The organism is Streptomyces sp. RLA012 (assembly GCF_056270325.1).
In genome coordinates, this window is record NZ_JBWDPA010000002.1 from 984,256 (window position 1) to 1,002,187 (window position 17,932).

Here is a 17,932-nt window from a genome sequence, read left to right on the forward strand (position 1 = left end):
ACATCCTCGGGGAACGAGGAAGGACCTCCATGACCAGGGACCGTGTCCCCTCGACCGGCGTCACCGGGTCGGCAGCCGACCGCCTGCCGGGCGGTGGCAGAGGCAGTCCTCAGGCAGGAAACGGCGGACGAACCGCCGCACAGCGCAGGGAACTTCTGACGCTGGTGGCGATGTGCCTGGGCGTGATGATGACGTTCCTCCTCATCACCGCCACCATCTCGGCGCTGTCGGCGATCCAGGCCGACCTGCACGTCAGTCCGAGCGCGCTGATCTGGATCCCCAGCGCGTACACGCTGGTCGTGGCCAGTCTGGTGCTGTCGGTCGGCACGCTGGGCAATCTCCTCGGCCGCAAGCGGATGTTCTGCGTCGGCGTAGTGATCATGATCGCAGGCGGGCTGCTGGCCGCGACCGCCGGCACCACCGCCATGGTGATCGCCGCACAGCTGGTCGCCGGCCTCGGCGGCGCGCTGATCCTGCCCAACAGCCTGGCCATCCTCGGTGCGACCTTCACCGACCCGCACCGGCGTACCGAGGTGATCACCGCCTGGGCGGCGTCGTCGGGCATCGGCCCACTGCTCGCCGGTGTCCTGCTCGACCACTCCAGCTGGCACGCGGTGTTCGTGTCGACCGCCGTCCTGGGGGTGATCACGCTGCTGGTCGCGGTCCCGTTCGCCGCGGAGTCCCTGGCCCGCGGCGAACGTCTGGACGTGCCTGGTGCGTTGCTGGGCACGGTGACGATCGCGAGTCTGGTCTACGCGCTCATCCAGGGCGGCCGGGACGGATACACGGCGGCCCCCGTCCTCGCCTCGTGGATCGTGGCGGTGGTCGGCGCGGTGGCGTTCTTCGTCGTCGAACTACGTGTCGCGGCGCCGATGCTCGACGTACGACTGTTCGCCTCACGCTCGTTCAGCGCCGTGATGGTCATCGCCACGGTGGCGCTGTTCGGCTTCACCGGTATGGCCGTGCTCGTCGTGATGTTCTACAACAACGTCCAGCACCTGAACGCGCTGGACACCAGCTGGCGCATGCTGCCCCTGTTCGGCGTCTACGTCGTCACGGCGTTCCTCACCGGCAGGGTGATCCGGCGTACCGGCTTCAAGGCGCCCCTGACGGTCGGCCTGCTGCTCGGCGCGCTCGCCGTCCTCGGCCTGACCACGGTCGGCCCGGCCACCCCCTACAGCCGGGTCTGGCCACTGTTCGTCCTGTTCGGCGGCGCCTGCGGCCTGGTCATCGCGCCCAGCACGGCCGCCGCGCTGGTCAGCGTCGCCCCCGAACGCGCGGGCATGGCCTCCGGCGCCGTCAACACCGCCCGGCAGGTCGGCGCGGTCATGGGCACCGCGCTGCTCGGCTCGCTGTTCACCGGCCGCGTCACCGCGGACCTGCCCCACCAGCTCGCCGCGCACGGCATCCCCGCCACCGCCCGCGCATCCGTCGAACAGGCCGTCGCCTCCCGGACGACCAGCACCACTGCGCCGCCCGACGCTGTGCGCGCGGCGATCGAGGACGCCTTCACCTCCGCCGTGATCGCGGGTCTGGTCGTCGTCGCCGCGGTCTTCTTCGCCACCGCTGTGCTCGCTCTGACCGCCGTACACAACCGCCCCCACCAGAACGGAACGCGCATGCCCGCCCCCACGGCCTCATGAGCACGCAATCCACCCCCCAGCACCGCGCCTACACCTGGCAGGATCCCCGCCCGACCGCCGAGGCCATCGGGCAGCTGAGCGGCCTGGAGGTGCTGCAGGGAATCGGCAAGGGAACGCTGCCGGCGCCTCCGGCCATGGACACTCTCGCCATCGAACCCATCGAACCCATCGAAGTCGAACCGGGCCGCACCGTGTTCGAGCTGATCCCCGCGGGATGGCACTACAACGCGCTCGGCACCGTCCACGGCGGCGTCCTCGCCACCCTCGCCGACAACGCACTGGGCGCCGCCGTCTACAGCCGCCTCCCCGCCCAAACCGGCTACACCACGCAGGGCCTCACCATCACTTTCCTGCGGCCGGTCACCATCGACACCGGCCGCATCCGCTGCGAAGGCACCGCTGTGCACGTCGGCCGGCGCACTGCCTACGCCACCGGCGGCATCACCGACCTGACCGGTCGGCTGCTCGCCCACGCCACGACCACCTGTCTGATCTTTCCCGCAGGCGGCCGGCAGCCCCTGCGCACGGATCACCACGCTGCCCAGGTCACCGGCCCGACCGACTGACCTGCAACCGATCAGCAATCAGGCCGGGGACACCGGCCCCCGATTCGACCGGCAGTCCTTCCTCCCCCATTCATCACCTGCACCGAAGCGCCAGGAGCATTCTCATGGACCTCTCCACCAGCACCGTCCTCGTCACCGGAGCCAACCGCGGCCTCGGCCGCGCACTCGCCGCCGAACTGCTCAGCCGCGGCGCCACCGTCTACGCAGGCGCCCGCAACCCCGACCAGGTGGACCTGCCGGGCGTGAAGCCGATCGCGCTCGACATCACCGATCCCGACTCGGTCGCCGCCGCCGCCAAGGCCACGGGTGACGTGACGGTCCTGATCAACAACGCCGGCATATCCACCGGCGGCAACCTGCTCACCGGCGACCCGGACAACATCCGCCGGGACATGGACACCAACTTCTACGGCACCCTCTCGGTGGTCCGGGCCTTCGCACCCCAGATCGCGGCGGGCGGCGGCGGTGCCATCCTGAACATCCTGTCCGCCCTGTCCTGGTTCAGCTTCCCGGACGTCGGCGCCTACTGCGCCGCCAAGTCCGCCCAGTGGTCGCTCACCAACTCCCTGCGCGTCCAGCTCGCCGACCAGGGCATCCGGGTGGCCGGACTGCACGTCGGCGGCATGGACACCGACATGTCCCGGGATCTCGACGGGCCCAAGACCGCCCCCGCCGACGTCGCCCGGCTCGCCGCCGACGGCCTTGCCGAGGGCGCCTACGAGATCGTCGTGGACGACGTCAGCCGTCAGGCGCTGTCCGGTCTGTCCGGAGGCGTCGCCGCGCTGTACCCGCAGCTGCCCTGACCGACAGTCGTCCGGCACGTCGATGAGTGAGACCACCGCCCCCTCCACAACGGCGCAACTCACCACCTCAACTCCCCGATCGGCCTCGACCTCGGCGCCCACACCCCCGAGGAAACAGCCGTCTCCATCACCGCGGAGATCATCGCCCACAGCCACCGGGCCCCCGGCCTGCCCCTGTCCCACGGCACCGGCCCCATCCACCGCTCCGGCCCTGCGAGCCCAGCGCCTTCAAAGGCAGCTCGAACCGCAGCGTGACCCGCTGTCCGAGCCCAGGTGAACACCGCTCCGCCCCTTCTCCGCAGTCCCCTTCCCCGACCTTCGTCAGGAGCAGCCATGCACGGCACCATCACGGTCATCGACAAGGGCCCGGTCCGCATTCACAGCTACACCGCGCCCGAGGACGGCCTGAACGTCAACACCCAGCTGATCGAGACGCCGTCGCGGATCATCGCCGTCGACGCCCAGTTCGCCCTCGCTTACGCCGACGAGGTCGTCGCCTACGCCAAGCAGCTCGGCAAGCCGATCGACCGCCTCGCCATCAGCCACGCGCACCCCGACCACTACCAGGGCGCGGCCCGCTTCGGCGCCCCCGTGCACGCCCTGCCAGAGACCACCGCGGAGATCGTCGCCATGGGCGACAAGACCGACCTGCCCACCGGCGCCCCGATCCCGCTCGCCCACATGACCCCGACCGTGGAGATCACCCCCGGCACCGAAGTCATCGACGGAATCCCCTTCGAGTTCGAGAAGGTCACCGGCGGCGAGATCCACACCACCCTCGTGATCAAGCTGCCCGAGCAGGGCGTCCTGGTCGCCCAGGACGTCGTCTACCACCGCACCCACCTGTGGTTCCTGGACAAGGACTTCGACGGCTGGCAGACCAACATCGACCGCTTCGCAGCCGAGACCGAGTGCGACACCATCCTCCCCGGCCACGGCGAACCGACCACCCCTGCCATCTGGGCCGAGCTCACCGACTACGTCAACGCCGGCCGCGAACTGCTCGGAGACGACGGCGACGCCTACATGTTCGGCCCCCAGCACTGAATCCAAGACGTTCGCAGAGGTCAAGGCACGACTCTGGTGAGACGGGCGAGTCTCGCACAGATAGTTCCTCCCCTGGCTGCCGGGGGAGGAAGGGGCCGTGAGCTGCGGCGGGTGCTACATCAGGAGGGCCGCTTGGACGGGCGCGGTCAAGCGTCGCGCAGGCCGACTGGTAGAGGGTGCAGGCGGTCCGCTCTGGGCCGTTTCCAGTGCGGACCGTTTCCCCACACTGCGAACGGGCCTCGGAGCCGCCCACTACCTTCCTCGTAGAGCCTGGTTCGGGCTCGTGGCCTCCCCGCCATCCCCGTGCAAGGTGGCATCAGCGTCGTCCCACTGCTCACAGGACGTGGCCTCATAGGCAGTCCTTCCCGATACCTCCGGCCTCAAGCGGCCTCAATTTCGCCGCCGGCCCCTTGTCCGGACCGCTATTGTGGCTCACGCGCACCAAGATTCGACCCATTCGTGCAGGTCAGGGCTGCATGAGCTGCGGCCGTTGCAGGTGCCGTTGAACTCACGAGCAGCGGATTCAGTCCGTTCAGGCAAAGTTGACGCCCCAACACCCAAAAAAGAACGTTTCCGCAGGTCAGAGACCTGCACAGGTGAGGCGGGTGGGACTCGAACCCACGGCCGCCGGATTATGAGTCCTCGGGGTGCCAGGGGCACGGCCTCGTAGTGGGCGGCGACGGCGGCGAACAGCGGCAGGTACAGTGCGATGGCCTTCTCCCCGCCGGGGAGGGCGCCACGCAACTTCTTGCTCAGCGGCTGCCAACCGGTTCCGTTCGCCCGGTCGAGGCGCACGGTGAAGCGGTGCCGGACCGTGTAGTCGAGCACCTCGCCAAGCTGCTCCTCCCAGCTCGCGGCCGTGTCGCTGCCCTTGGCCTCCTCGATACGGGCGCGGAAGAAGGCGTGCAGGGCGTCCCGGTCGGTCTCGTTGATCCGGCCGGGGTCCTTGAGCAGCAGCTGACGGGCGGTTCGGGTACCGTCCGGGAGATCCGGACGGACGTCCCGGACAAGCTGGACGGCGACGTAAGGGCGGCTTCCGCATCAATCCCATCGCGGGTGAAGACGTCGCGGCCATCCTCGCTGATGCCGTCAACACCGACGACCGGGTCATTGAACTCGGCGGCCCGAGGTGCTCACGCACGAACAGATCGCAGGAGCGGCTTTCCGCGCCCTGAGCACGCCCGCCCGGATCACTCACCTCCCGCGATCGGCGCTCAGGATCTGCTTGATTCTGTTGCGCCGGCTGACAGCGACGGCGAGGAACCACGATGACCGCTCCCACGGAGCGGTCATCGTGGTTGGTTCCTCGCCGTCGAAGCCGGTCTTGCGCGACAGGCACTACCCACACGTCAGCGTGGGCAGCCCCCAGTCACCATGATCGCTGCCGTTGCCGTCGCCGCCGTCGCCGACCTTGAGGTCGATCACCTGGGCGCCACTGACGTCCACGTCGATCGGCACGACAACTTGTTTGCCGTGGATCGTCGGCGTGGTCACCAATGTCTTGCCGTCGGCCGTCACGGAGAACGTCACTGTTCCCGCGCCGCTGGTCTCGTCGTCCACACCGACCTCGGCCGTCAACCGCGAGCAGTTCCCTGCGAGATAGAGCTCGATGTCGCTGTCCGCGTTGGTGCCCAGGCCCTTGGCGTAGCTCGCACCGGCGATGCTGATCGGACGGCCGTCGTCGGCTGCCTGCTCGCCGACGCTGGTGTCACGCTCGACCGGACCCCACCCGTTGGTGGACGAGAAGAACGGCAGGTCGCTCACTGCGTTCTTCCCGGCCGGTGGAGCAGGCGGTATCGCGCCGACGATGCGCTCGTCCGTGCCAGTGGCCTGCCGTCCGTTCTGCAGGTAGTGGACTGTCGCGGTGAGTGCCGAGGCGGACGGCAGCTTCCCCGTCTGCGGTTGGACCTTCCAGGTGAAGGTGGCCGACTGGCCGGGTTGCAGGCGCTCGACCGACGCGGGGCTCGCGGCGCTCACGTCCCAGCCGTCGGGCGCGGAGAGCGAGGCCGTCAGCCGGGCAGCGGACGGTTTGTCCTTCGGCACCCGCACCGTCGCCGAGGCCGCGAAAGTCCGTCCCGACTGGGCGGTGTCGGGCACGTCCAGGGTGACGTCCGCCCCCGGCCGCTTCGGCATCGCGTACGTGTGGGCGTCGTAGCGGGGGCTGTCGTTCTGCGCGACGTGCAGGGACGAGGCGTAGCTGCCGTAGTTGGTGAGCGACACCTTGCCGAGGCCGCCGGTGCTGCCGTCCAGGTTCCATACGGCAATGGCGATGCTGTTGCGGCCGTTCGGGTTCAGGATCCCGTTCGGCACCGGGAACGTGTGCTGCGGCCCGAGGTAGTTGACGTAGTTGCCAACCTGCCAGCCGTTCACGAAGATCGTGGCCCGGTACTTGCGTGACGGGTCGTCGGTGAACGTCAGCCCGAGCGACGTGTCCTGGCCGTGCGGCAGGTCCAGGGCGACGTCGGAGCGGTACCAGGAGACCCCGGGACGGGTGTCGGTCGTCGGAAGGGACGTCTTCTTCCACTTGCCGTCCGGGTAACCGGGCAGGGACCAGCCGGCCCGCTCGCCGTACAGACCGCCCGTCGAGAGCGGCCCGCGCACCGTGTCCTGCAGGTCCTCGCCGCCGCGTACGCCCTGCAGCCGCCAGGTGACGGCGGTCAGCGGTGCCCCAATGACGGAGGCGCTCGTCAGTCCTCGGGCTGTCTTGTTGCTGTTGGTCGAGTTGTAGTCCTCCTCGTGACCCATGTTCACGGTGAGCACGGAAATGACGTTGTCACCCTTGGACTTGAGCACACCGGCCGGGAAAGTGAAGTCGGCGCTGCCGGTTGTCGAGCTGCCCAGGAAGGTGCCGTTGAGCCAGGCGGAGAACGCCTGCGCCCCTCCGCCGGAGTCCGAGACCAGGCGGACGCCGGTCTCCTTGCCGGTGGCGTGGAAGCGGCCGCGATACCACGTGTTGCCGGTGTGGAAGCCGTAGTCGTCCGCGTAGAGCACCGGCGGCGCGTTGACGCCGGAGACGCTGTTGGTGGTCGTCTTGTCGGCCACCTGCCAGCTGGTGTCGTCGAAACCGGGGGCCGCTTCGGGCGACTCCTCGCTGTGCTTCCAGTTGGTGAGTGCCGGCAGGTGTACCGGGGCTGCCGTCGGGATCTTCCCGGTGAGGCTCCCCGTGCCGCCGGCCCCGGTGTCGACGATCCGGCCGTTCCAGGTGATGCGGTCGGCGGAGGTGAACACCTCGATGTTCTTGTCGTCGGCGTTGTCGCCGGTGAGTGCCAGGGTGCGGCCGCCATGCAGGCTGGTCGCCGTCCGCAGCAGGTGGCTGCCGCGCACGAGGACAGGGCCGGCCGCTGTGTCCTGACGCCAGAAGGTCTTGGCCGTGGCCTTGTCGCCGACGAGCAGTTCGAGCAGGCGCTGTCCGCCGCCCGTGATGCTGACGCGGATCAGGTCCTTGTGCGTGTAGTTCAGCCGAAGGTCGCCGGTGGTCGCGTCCCAGGTTGTCGTGACCGGGCCGCCGCTGGAGGTCACCGTCGGCTTGGAGGCGTAGCGCAGCACGGTCTCGCCGTCGCTGCCCGCATCGCCGTAGAGCACGGCGACGTCCCGGTCACCGATGGTCGCGCTGGTCATGATCTCCGAGGTCGAGTACTGCAACTGCGAGTCGCCGAGCCGGTAGTTGGCCACGATCACGTGTGAGTCGCGTCCGTCGAGCGTGATCGCGGTGCCCGGCTGCTGGGGCACGACCGGGTAGGTCGGCTCCGCGGCGGCGGTACCCGTCGGCACGTCGATGGCGTCGATGGCCACGTAGTCATCGGTGGAGCCCGAGCTGTGACTGCCGTCGACGACAATCTTCAGGGTGTGCGCTCCGTCCGGCAGGCCGGTCTTCTGGAAGACCACTGCCTGGTTCTCGCTGCCGGAGTCGTCGACCGTCGCGACCTTGGTGCCGTCGAGGTAGACGTCGGCATTGCCGTGGTTGTTGGTCTTCGAGCCGATCCAGCGGATCGCGGTGCCGTCGAAGGGTACGGTGACCGAGTCACCGGCCTTGTTGGAGAAGGACTCGGTGTGCTTGTAGTCGCCGCCGGTGTAGCTCTGGTCGGCCACGTGCGACCACGAACCGGTGTACTGCAGCGCGGAGTCGGGGTCGTCCCAGGTGTAGGTGGTGTCGGCGGAGGGCTGGGCGTTGAAGTCCACCGCGATGTGGGTCTTGTCGACCGCGGTGGACGTGGAGTTGCCGTGCCGCAAGACGTGGAACTGCGTCTTTGTGTCGGGGTTCATCCGGGCGGTGTCGACGACCACGGAGTCGTCGGGCGGTGTGGCCCTGATCGTCTCGGTCTTGGTCAGCGGTGCGACCGACTGTGTGAAGTACCCGATCAGCTTGTCCTCGTCGTACTTCGGGTCGAACTGGCGGTTCTCGCGGATCGCGGCGCCGTAGTCGTAGGACGTGTAATTCTGCGGCATGCCCAGCCAGCCCCAGTTGGTGCCGCCGTAGGTCATGTAGAAGCTCTGCGCGGTGGCGCCGACGGCTATGTTCTGCTTGTAGAACACGTTGGCGAACTGGTCGTTGATCAGCTGGGCGCACTTGTCGTAGCCCGGCCCGCCCCAGGGGTCGAAGGCGCCGCCCTGGAACTCCGGCGAGTACAGCGGCCTGCCGGCGGGGTGGTCGTAGCTGATGTCTGGAACGCCGTTCCACTTCGAGGGGTTCGAGCAGTCGAAGCCCTGCGGGTAGGAGTCGGGGCCGTCGACGTCCAGGGCGCCGGTACCGGAGTTGAAGGTGCCGTTGTTGTTGCCGGTCAGCGGCACGGTGATACCGTCGGCGCGGGCCTTGTCCTCCAGGTGCTTCATGTAGGAGTGGCCGGCGGCCGAGCCGTTGTAGTACTCGTTCTCGACCTGGTAGGCGATGACGGAGCCGGTCCCGTTGGTCAGTTGGTGTCGGGCGATGATCCGGTCGATCTGGGTCAGCCATTCGTCCGCGTACTTCAGGAACCGCGGATCGTCACTGCGGTTGTTCCCCGCCTTGGTGGTCAGCCAGCCGGGCAGGCCCCCGCTGTCGACCTCCGCGTTGATGTACGGCGCCGGGCGGGCGATGACGTAGAGCCCGGCCTCCTCGGCCATGTCGAGCAGCTTGTCGACGTCACGCACCCCGCTGAAGTCGTACACACCCGGCTTCGGCGAGTGGTATCCCCAGTCGAAGTACAGCGACGTGGAGTTGAAGCCTGCGGCCTTCATCTTCTGGAAGATGTCGCGCCACAGGTCCGGGCTCGGGAGCCGGAAGTAGTGGAACTCGCCGGACCACAGGTAGGTCCGCTTGCCGTCGACGAGGAACGAGTAGCCGTCGATACTCACCGTGTGCGCCCGCGGACTGACGGCGGGCGCGGCGGCGGGCGCCTGTGCGCCGACGTCCCGCGCCGCCGCGGCAGGCGCGCTCATGCCCGCGGCCAGGGCGATGGTCGCGGCGGTTGCGAGGACCGCCCTCCACCGTCTCCCCCGACCGGGCCTCATAACTTCTGAACTGATCCGATTACCCCGCACTGCGGCCCTCCATACGGCCCGAACGATCAGCACCAAACAGACTCAGGCAAAGTCGAACAGTAGGGCCGCACAAGGCTCAACACAATGGGGCGGGAAAGGACAGATGAGAAATGCGGGGCTGCAAATCCCTTGTACGCAGGGCTGGTTGCCCGGCTTGCGCGCAGCCACGGCCGAGCGCCGTTTCAAATACCGCCTTCGACAAAGCGTTTTCGGCCAGAGGGTCCATAAGTACGAACGGGGCACGGCCGGTTGTGTACGCGTGCGCCGGGATGACGAGGTCCGAGGTGAGCGACGTCTCGTTCTCGTCGGCCACCGACGGCGCCGCGATGCGCACGGTCAGGAAGTGCGTGCCGCTGCTGAGGTGCCGTTCACGCACGCTATCGCGCCGATCCTGCCAATCGGACAGGCTCCCGTGGGGAGAATCCGCCAGCGTCGAGTTCGACGCTGTCCGGTCCCAGCGATGTGTAGGCAGTCCCGCTGTTCTGTGGGCAAGTTCCGGGGTCTTCCAGTCCCTCACCGCCTTGGTCATGCAGGCGCCCGGTCCTGCTGCCAGCGCCGAGCGCCGCTCCGCGGACAGCTTTGGCGGCTTGGCTCCGGCCGATGTCAGAGGCGTGAGCGAGGATCTCGGCCATGACTGCGACTGCTGCCAACTACGTGTGGCTCGATGAGCGCTACCCTGCCCTCGCGGAAGCGTATTGCTTCACGCTGGTGCACAACCTGCCACCTTCAGACCTACTTGCCCGCCGCGGAGGTCAGACCGAGCCCTCCCAGACCGGCACGGCGGCGATAGTAGACGTGGCCTTCGACCGTCCTCGGTCGTTCGGACAACGCTCGGCAGTTCATCGCCATGACCACCGTCGGCGACCGGACCCTGCTGATCGAGCCCAACGGCTATCTCGGCGTCACCGAGGAGAAAGCCCTCTCGACATCGGCGGGAACACGCTGGGTCTCGCACTTCGTCAACATCAACAGCCTGGATTCCTTCCTCTGGGCCGAGGACACAGCGAAGCGCCTGACGTTCGAGCCCGGGCTCCCCGACCATCGGTGGCGAACAACCCCTGACGAACTCCTGGACGCCATGCACCACAGCGGCTTCCAGTTCTGCGACGAGACCTCCGACACCGCAGAACCCCTGGCCACGGAAGCAGCATTCGCCCTCGCCGAGCACCTGACGGGCGGGCGCATCACGCCGGAACTCCTGCAGGACACCAACTTCGTCTGCGGAAGCGCGGAGATCAGGTGAGCGTGTGATGACCTCCCTCCTCGACGACTTCCACACGAGCGCCCAGTGGATCGCCCGCGCCCTCGACACCTCCGGCTACAAAGCCGACTTCACCCCGGAAGTCTCCGAGACGTCGAGCGGTTCATGAACGAGCACAGCGACCACGGAGTTGCCGTGGCCAGCGGACTCCTCGCAACAAGTCTGGGGCCAAGACTGTTCGCCCTGGGCACCCACGTCGGCGAGACCGTCCGGCAAGCCCTCGGCGGTGCATGGGCCGCGGACGGCGACGGCCCGACTGCCGAGATGAACATCGCCCTCCACCTGCCGGACGGTTCGATCATCCGGCCCGTCCAGCGCGTGATCAAACGGTTCCGCAATGGTCCCGAGGACAGCATCGCGTTCTACGGCGCTGCGCTCGGACTGACGGACACATCGACAAACCGCCGTCGCTGGTTCCGCCGCCGCAGATGACGCATATACCCCAATGCAGATGCCCACAGCTGTCCTGTCCCAGACAACTGTGGGCAGGACGAGGATCTGACCTGCGGTGCCTCCTGTTGAGTGCGACGAGAGGGCCGCTCTCGTCCCACTCAACAGGAGGTGTCGGTGTACTTCTGAAAGTAAGTGCCCACCACGTACGGATGAACGTGCTCAGGCCCAGGCGATTCAGCGGAAGGCGACGGCGTTCTCTGTAGCCCACTGCTGGAACGGCCGGGCCGGGGTTCCGGTGACCTGTGAAACCGTGTCGCGCACCGCCAGCAGTTCGTCGTTGACGTCTCCGCCCATGACGTCGAGCACCGCGTCTGCGGCCTCGGCTCCGAAGACCGCGGCCATCTGTGCGTGGGCCTGCTGCCGGCTGACCTCGGCGAAGGGCACCTCCCGACCCAGTGCTGCCGCGATGGCCTCGACCTGCTGGCGGGCTGTCACCGGCTCTGGACCGGTCAAGGCATACGTGCGCCCCTGGTGGCCGGGCTCGGTCAACGCCACCCGTGCCACCGACGCGATGTCCGCGGGATGGATGGTTGGCAGTGCTGTGTCCGCATACGGCGCGCGGACGGCCTCGTGCTCACGGACGGAAGCCGCCCACATCAGGGCGTTCGAGGCGAACTGCGTTGGCCGCAAGATCGTCCATGCCATACCGCTTTCCTTGAGCAGCTGTTCCACCGCCAGGTTCTCGGCGGCGGGGCCCAGGCGCGGATGGGTCTGGGCGGTAATCGACGACACCAGCACCACGTGTTCCACACCCGCCTGCCGGGCGGCTTCGAGGATGTCGGCGTCCGAACCCAGACGCCACACAAGGAACAGCGAACGCACCCCCTCCAGTGCGGGCTTCAACGACGCAGGCTCCGCAAAGTCGCCCTCCACGGCCTCGACCCCTTCGGGGAAGGTGGCCTGTGCGGCATCACGAGTGAGCCCTCTCAACGGCCCGGCACCGCATGCGTGCAGTTCCTTCAGCAGTGCACGGCCTATGTTTCCGGTGGCTCCGGTCACGAGGATCATGAGCGCGCTCCGGAAGATTTCAAGTCCAGTGAGACGGTCGTGACGCTATGAGGTTTGTGGTGCGGGTTTCCTGCGCTTGGCCGGGTCGTTGATCCAGGCCGTCTGGGGTATCTCGGGTGGTCGGGGGCGGCGGCCGAAGCGTTCGGGGTGGTGGGTGTATGCCTCGGCGAGGGTGACCGCGCGCTGGTCGCGGACCTCCTCGGCGGTTCCGAAGTGGACGGAGGCGGGGGTGTGCCAGCCGATGCCCGAGTGCCGGTGCTCGTGGTTGTAATACGCGATGAACGCGTCGAACCACTCGCGGGCGTGGGCCAGCGAATCGAACCGTTCGGGGTAGTCCGACATGTACTTCGTGGTCTTGAACTGGGCCTCGCTGTAGGGGTTGTCGTTGGAGACCTTCGGCCGCGAGTGCGACCGCGTCACGCCCAGATCGATCAGCAGCTGGGAGACCTTCTTCGACGTCATCGAGGTGCCGCGGTCGGCGTGCACGGTCTGAGGCACGATGCCGTTGCGGGCGATGGTCTCGCGGATCAACTCCTCGGCCCGCACCGCCGATTCGGCCCGCTCGACGGTGTGCCCGACGATGTATCGACTGAAGATGTCGATGATCACGTAGGCGTGATACCAGACGCCCTTGACCGGTCCGGCTGCCTTGGTGATGTCCCAGGTGAACACCTGCGAGGGCCCTGTGGCGACCAGCTCGGGCACCGCCTTGGCGGGATGGGTGGCCTGCCGTCGGCGCTCCCCGGACTGATCCTGCTCGCGCAGGATCCGGTACATCGTCGAGACGGAGCAGTGATAGCGCCCGGCATCCAGCTCGCGGGCCCAGATCTGTGCGGGCGCCAGCTCGGCGTACTCGTCGCCGTTCATCAACTCCAGGACCGCAGCCCGCTCTTCGGCCGTCAGGGCCGACGGCTGCACCTGCGGGGCACGTGCTCTGCGTGGCGGCGGGGGCCGGAGCCGGCGGTAGTGCGTGGCGCGGGAGCGGCCGGTCAGCCGGCAGGCGGCTGTGACGCCCAGCTGAGCCTCGACGCTGGTGAACGCTTCGTCCACGACAGGGGCGGCGGCAGGCTTCAGTCCGCGCTCTCGGAGATCATGTCCAAGAGCGCGGAAGCTTTTCCCATCACCTCGAGCGCGGCCTTGTTCCGGGCCAGGTCCTTCTGCAACCGCTCCACCTGCTGCCGCAGCTTCTCGTTCTCCACCTCCGCGGCAGACTTCTTCGCGCGGGCCGGGCTGGTCCGGCGGTCGACCAGGTTTTCCATGGCCCCGGCATCCCGGGCGGTCCGCCACTCCTTGACATGCGAGTGGTAGAGCCGTTCCCGGCGCAGGACCGCACCCTTCTCGTTCCTGGGCGCGGCGTCGTACTCGGCGACGATCCGCAGTTTGTACTCCGAGGTGAAAGTGCGGCGCTTCGGCCTCGGCGCCGGGTCGGACCCGACGGGCTCTGTGCTGGGCATAAGGGACGGTTCTCCTGTCGTGCCCTCTCAGGCTAACCCCGCAGAACGGGATGTCTCACCCAAGGCTGACAGAGAGGGCTCTCCCGTCGTCAGATGATCAACTAGAGGAAACGGTAGAAGCTCAATCACACTTCAGGTCAAGGATGCCCCTGGCCGTTTCTGCTGCTGGGCATCGGTACTCGGCCGGGAACTTCAACAACTGTGCAGACAGTAGGCAGTTATGTCGTGACGTCGTTCCGGACACTCGGCGCTGCTTGCTCTTCCGTGCATCACCGGCGCCACCTCCAGCATCGGCCTGATCGGCGTGCAGATCTCCCGCGCCCTGAACGCGAGCCGGATCATCGCCACCACCTGGTCGTCCGCCAAGCGGGAGCTGCTGGAGAGGGCCGGAGCCGACACCGTCGTCATCACCGGTGAGCAGGATCTGGCCCACGCGGTGCTGGACGCCACCGGCGGAGAGGGCGTGGACGTGGCCCTGGACCACGTCGGCGGCCAGACCTTCGCCGCCTGCCTGCCCGCCACCTGCACCGACGGCGCCGTGATCAACATCGGCCGCCTGGACCACACTGCCTCCACCATCGACCTGGACGCCCTCTCCTACCGCCACCTGCACGTCCAGGGAGTCTCCTTCGGCTTCACCCTGCCCGCCGAACTAGGCACCGTCATCGCTACGGCCGGCCAGAAACTGCTGCCCGCGGTCGCCGACGGACGGGTACGGCCCCTGATCGACACCACCCTGTCCTTCGACACCGCCGCCCAGGCCGCCGAACGGCTCCGCTCCCACCAGGCCCAGGGAAAAATCACTCTCACCGTCCCCTGACACCCGGCATGCCGAAGCCCGCCCGCCCTCCGGCACCGATACCGGAGGGAGAGCGGGCGGGCGGTGAGAGCGTGCTGATCAGGCCAGCGACGCGATGTCGATCACAAAGCGGTAGCGCACGTCAGAAGCGAGAACACGCTCGTACGCCTCGTTGATCTTCTCGGCCGGGATGACCTCGATCTCCGCACCAATGCCGTGCTCGGCACAGAAGTCGAGCATCTCCTGGGTCTCGCGGATGCCAGCGATCAGCGAGTACGTGAACACACGGCGGTTGGCCGCCACGGCGAACGTGGGGAACGAGATCTCCGGTTCCGAGGAGGCGCCCAGGGTGACGAAAGCACCGTCCAGGGCGAGCAGGTTCATGTAGGCGCCCCGGTCGAGGTTCCCGCTCACGGTGTTCAGGATGACGTCGAAGGTGGCCGGGTCGCTGGTGGCGTAGTAGTGGTCCGCGCCCAGACGCAGGCCGTCGTCCATCTTCTTCAGCGACTGCGACAGGACGGTGACCTCGGCGCCCATCGCGTGCGCGAGCTTGACGCCCAGGTGGCCGAGGCCGCCCAGGCCGATGACGGCGACCTTCTTGCCGGGGTCCGCGCCCCAGTGCCGCAGCGGGGAGTACGTCGTGGCGCCCGCGCACAGCAGCGGGGCCGCTTCGTCCAGCTCCAGCCCGTCGGGAATCCGGACGACGAAGTCCTCGGTCACCACGACGTGGGTGGAGTAGCCGCCCTGGGTGCGCGTGCCGTCCTTGTCGACGGCGCCGTAGGTGAGGGTGTTGCCCTTGAGGCAGTACTGCTCCTCGCCTTTGAGGCAATTCGCGCACTCACAGCAGGAGTTGACCATGCAACCGACGCCGACCCGGTCACCGACCGCGTGCTTGGTGACCTCGGAGCCGACCTCGGTGACGATGCCGGCGAACTCGTGGCCCGGGACGACCGGGTAGGTCTGCGGGCCCCACTCGCCGCGGACGAAGTGGATGTCGGAGTGACAGATGCCGCAGTACTTGATCTCGATGAGGACGTCGTGCGGGCCGACGTCGCGGCGCTCGATGGTGGTCGGGGCGAGCGGTTCGGTCGCGGAGGTCGCGGCATAGGCATTGACGGTGAGCACGGTTTCTCCAAAGGGGCGGGGAGGTGCCGGGCAACCGGGTGGCCGCCGAGTCCGTCCCCCGTGGCCTTCCGAGTACGGCCACGAACTGGATCGTCGCGGTGCGCGGCTGCCGGGAACGGAGATGTTCTACGAGCATCAAGCCTGCGCCTCCGGCTCGCCATGTGGCAGACCGCGTTGCAGCCCGGAGTGCTGTTCAGTGCCGTGACAGGGCACCCCATCCGCCTTCCGCCCCGGTCGTGGCGCCCCCACACTCGGAAGACATGGATCGTGAGCAGCACAGCAGCGGCACCGAGCTGGGGCGCTACCTGCGCGCCCGTCGGGCCCAGGTGACCCCCGAGGAGGCCGGCCTACCACCCGGTACCGGGGCCCGTCGTACACCTGGACTGCGTCGTGAGGAACTGGCCACCCTGGCCGGGATCAGCATCGACTACTTCACCCGGCTGGAGCGCGGCAAGGAGACCCACCCCAGCCCGTCCGTCGTCGACTCCCTCGCCCGCGCCCTCAGGCTGGAGGACGCCGAGCACGACCACCTGCGCAGTCTGGTCGCGCATGCCTCTCGTACCGCTCCGGAACCTCCCACCGCGCCCAGCCGCTCCGTGCGGCCCGGCGTCAAGCTGCTGCTGGAGGTCATGCGGCCCCATCCCGCGCACGTGGTCAGCCGCTCTGGCGATCTGCTGGCCTGGAACCCGGGCGGACTACGACTGCTCACCGGGATGGAGGACTGGCCCGCGAGACAGCGCAACATCGCGCGCTACGTCTTTCTCCACCCTGCCGCCCGCGACCTCTTCGACGACTGGGGCAACCAGGTCCGCGGCTGCGTAGCACGCCTGCGGGCTCTGGCCGGCACCGACCCGGACGCCCCTGACCTCACCCAGCTCGCCGGTGAACTCCTGCTCAAGAGCCCGGAGTTCGCTCGACTGTGGGAACGCTACGACGTCCGCGGCCACTCCTATGGCCGCAAGACGTTCCACCACCCGGACGTCGGCGACCTCACCCTCGGCTACCAGTCCATGCAGCTGGAGGGCACCCCCGGCCACCGGCTGGTCGCGTACCACGCCGAGCCCGGCAGCACCGAGTACGACGCGATGGTCCTGCTCGACCTGGCGGCGTCCGACTCGGCGCACGCATCGAGGATCGGAGCTTCGCGGGCCAGGTTCGCAGACTGACGCAGCAATTCTTCGGGCCGGCCGTCGACCGCCACACCGGACGCCTGTCCGAACCACCGAAGATCGAAAGGACGAACGGCATGCGCATCACCACGCTCGGCAGCAAGGGACCCGAGGTCGGCGTCGTCGGCCTGGGCTGCATGGGCATGAGCTTCAGCTACGACCAGGCCACCCCGCGCGACGAGGGCGAGATGGTCTCGGTGATACGCCAGGCCCTGGACCTAGGGATGACCCTGCTGGACACCTCCGACGTGTACGGCCCCTACACGAACGAGCAGTTGGTCGGGCGAGCCCTGGCGGACGGCCACCGCGAACGCGCCGTACTGGCCACCAAAGTCGGTGTGCGGGCCCGGGACGGTGCGGTCACCGGTCTCGACGGCCGGCCGGAGCACATCCGTCGCTCGATCGACGAGAGCCTCGCACGTCTGGGCACCGACCATGTCGACCTGTACTACCTGCACCGTGTCGATCCGAGTGTGCCGATCGAGGAGAGCGTGGGCGCGCTGGCCGAGGCGGTGGAGACGGGCAAGGCCCGCGCGATCGGTCTGTCCGAGGTGAGCGTCGAGCAGATCAAGCGGGCGCAGTCCGTCCACCCGATCGCGGCGGTGCAGTCCGAACTGTCGCTGTGGACGCGGGACTGGATGACGGAGGTGTTGCCGTACTGCGCGGAGCAGGGCATCGCCTTCGTGCCGTACTCACCGCTGGGCAAGGGCTTCCTCACCGGCCGCTTCTCCTCGAACGACGATCTGCCGCAGGAGGATTTCCGGCGCGGTCTGGCCCGCTTCCAGGACGACGCGCTGGCGATCAACCGCGCCATCACCGACAAGGTTCGCGAGATCGCCGACCGCCTCGGGGCCACTCCCGCTCAGGTGGCGCTGGCGTGGGTGCTGGCCCAGGGTGAGTACGTCGTCCCGATCCCCGGCACCAAAACCCCGAAGTACCTGCTGGACAACGCCGGCGCTGCCGATGCTCAGCTCAGCGCCGAGGACCTCGCCGAACTCGACGCCCTGCCCACCCCACAAGGCGGCCGCTACTACTGAACGTTCGCCGCGCCACGCACACAAACACATCAGCCCAACAGATCAGACAG

At 68.2% G+C, this 17,932-nt stretch carries 16 protein-coding genes and 2 pseudogenes; 11 read left to right on the forward strand and 7 right to left on the reverse strand.

From position 1 onward, the window contains the following. The first annotated feature begins 29 nt into the window (after positions 1–29). The 5 genes and pseudogenes from RV986_RS04925 (at position 30) to RV986_RS04945 (ending at position 4,059) form a co-directional block, all read left to right on the forward strand. Positions 30–1,643: an MFS transporter gene (locus RV986_RS04925; protein WP_475916198.1), complete on the forward strand. Its 1,614-nt coding sequence runs from the start codon at positions 30–32 to the stop codon at positions 1,641–1,643. Next, entirely contained in the window at positions 1,640–2,209 is a 570-nt protein-coding gene (locus tag RV986_RS04930) for a PaaI family thioesterase (RefSeq protein ID WP_475916199.1), read from the forward strand. Before RV986_RS04925 ends, RV986_RS04930 begins: the two co-directional genes overlap by 4 nt. 104 nt (positions 2,210–2,313) lie before the next feature. Next, on the forward strand, positions 2,314–3,012 hold the full coding sequence (locus tag RV986_RS04935) for an SDR family oxidoreductase (protein WP_475916200.1): 699 nt from the start codon (positions 2,314–2,316) through the stop codon (positions 3,010–3,012). Positions 3,013–3,078: 66 nt separating this feature from the next. Next, positions 3,079–3,267 (forward strand): annotated as a pseudogene (locus RV986_RS04940) (XdhC family protein); the annotation flags it as partial. Positions 3,268–3,345: 78 nt separating this feature from the next. Next, positions 3,346–4,059 (forward strand): MBL fold metallo-hydrolase, encoded by a 714-nt coding sequence (locus RV986_RS04945; RefSeq protein ID WP_475916201.1) that lies wholly within the window; start codon positions 3,346–3,348, stop codon positions 4,057–4,059. A 432-nt stretch (positions 4,060–4,491) separates the two neighbouring features. Here the strand turns inward: RV986_RS04945 and RV986_RS04950 are convergent, their stop codons facing one another. The 3 genes from RV986_RS04950 to RV986_RS04960 all read right to left on the reverse strand — a co-directional run bounded on the left by RV986_RS04950 (position 4,492) and on the right by RV986_RS04960 (position 10,105). Continuing rightward, positions 4,492–4,887, reverse strand: coding sequence for an SbcC/MukB-like Walker B domain-containing protein (locus tag RV986_RS04950; RefSeq protein WP_475916202.1), 396 nt, complete (start codon positions 4,885–4,887; stop codon positions 4,492–4,494). A 510-nt stretch (positions 4,888–5,397) separates the two neighbouring features. Beyond that, a complete protein-coding gene (locus tag RV986_RS04955; protein ID WP_475916203.1) occupies positions 5,398–9,474 on the reverse strand; it encodes a beta-galactosidase in 4,077 nt (1,358 codons plus the stop codon). Positions 9,475–9,652: 178 nt separating this feature from the next. Then, the gene (locus RV986_RS04960) at positions 9,653–10,105 is read right to left on the reverse strand and encodes a hypothetical protein (RefSeq protein ID WP_475916204.1); all 453 of its coding nucleotides are present in this window, start codon (positions 10,103–10,105) and stop codon (positions 9,653–9,655) included. Between the two features lie 101 nt (positions 10,106–10,206). Here RV986_RS04960 and RV986_RS04965 point away from each other — a divergent pair. The 3 genes and pseudogenes from RV986_RS04965 to RV986_RS04975 all read left to right on the forward strand — a co-directional run. After that, positions 10,207–10,323, forward strand: a pseudogene (locus tag RV986_RS04965) (DUF6461 domain-containing protein); the annotation flags it as partial. A gap of 100 nt (positions 10,324–10,423) precedes the next feature. Further along, positions 10,424–10,819 carry a DUF6461 domain-containing protein gene (locus tag RV986_RS04970; protein ID WP_475916205.1) on the forward strand — a complete coding sequence of 132 codons (396 nt, stop codon included), beginning with the start codon at positions 10,424–10,426 and terminating at the stop codon, positions 10,817–10,819. A gap of 123 nt (positions 10,820–10,942) precedes the next feature. Continuing rightward, positions 10,943–11,269 carry a hypothetical protein gene (locus RV986_RS04975; RefSeq protein ID WP_475916206.1) on the forward strand — a complete coding sequence of 109 codons (327 nt, stop codon included), beginning with the start codon at positions 10,943–10,945 and terminating at the stop codon, positions 11,267–11,269. Positions 11,270–11,464: 195 nt separating this feature from the next. Here the strand turns inward: RV986_RS04975 and RV986_RS04980 are convergent, their stop codons facing one another. From RV986_RS04980 to RV986_RS04990, 3 genes are read right to left on the reverse strand one after another with little or no spacing between them, the layout of a single operon-like run. After that, positions 11,465–12,298 carry an NAD(P)H-binding protein gene (locus RV986_RS04980; protein WP_475916207.1) on the reverse strand — a complete coding sequence of 278 codons (834 nt, stop codon included), beginning with the start codon at positions 12,296–12,298 and terminating at the stop codon, positions 11,465–11,467. A gap of 45 nt (positions 12,299–12,343) precedes the next feature. Further along, entirely contained in the window at positions 12,344–13,348 is a 1,005-nt protein-coding gene (locus RV986_RS04985; RefSeq protein ID WP_475916208.1) for an IS3 family transposase, read from the reverse strand. A 20-nt stretch (positions 13,349–13,368) separates the two neighbouring features. Beyond that, entirely contained in the window at positions 13,369–13,752 is a 384-nt protein-coding gene (locus tag RV986_RS04990; protein WP_475916209.1) for a transposase, read from the reverse strand. A gap of 298 nt (positions 13,753–14,050) precedes the next feature. Between RV986_RS04990 and RV986_RS04995 the strand changes: the two genes are divergently transcribed. After that, the gene (locus tag RV986_RS04995) at positions 14,051–14,572 is read left to right on the forward strand and encodes a quinone oxidoreductase family protein (protein ID WP_475924181.1); all 522 of its coding nucleotides are present in this window, start codon (positions 14,051–14,053) and stop codon (positions 14,570–14,572) included. 78 nt (positions 14,573–14,650) lie between these two features. On the opposite strand, the gene RV986_RS05000 is transcribed toward RV986_RS04995, so the two are convergent. Continuing rightward, positions 14,651–15,676 carry an NAD(P)-dependent alcohol dehydrogenase gene (locus RV986_RS05000; RefSeq protein WP_475916210.1) on the reverse strand — a complete coding sequence of 342 codons (1,026 nt, stop codon included), beginning with the start codon at positions 15,674–15,676 and terminating at the stop codon, positions 14,651–14,653. A gap of 260 nt (positions 15,677–15,936) precedes the next feature. Between RV986_RS05000 and RV986_RS05005 the strand changes: the two genes are divergently transcribed. Next, positions 15,937–16,842, forward strand: a complete 906-nt coding sequence (locus tag RV986_RS05005; RefSeq protein WP_475916211.1) for a helix-turn-helix transcriptional regulator — start codon at positions 15,937–15,939, stop codon at positions 16,840–16,842. Between the two features lie 80 nt (positions 16,843–16,922). Then, positions 16,923–17,882 carry an aldo/keto reductase gene (locus RV986_RS05010; protein ID WP_475916212.1) on the forward strand — a complete coding sequence of 320 codons (960 nt, stop codon included), beginning with the start codon at positions 16,923–16,925 and terminating at the stop codon, positions 17,880–17,882. Positions 17,883–17,932 lie beyond the last annotated feature (50 nt).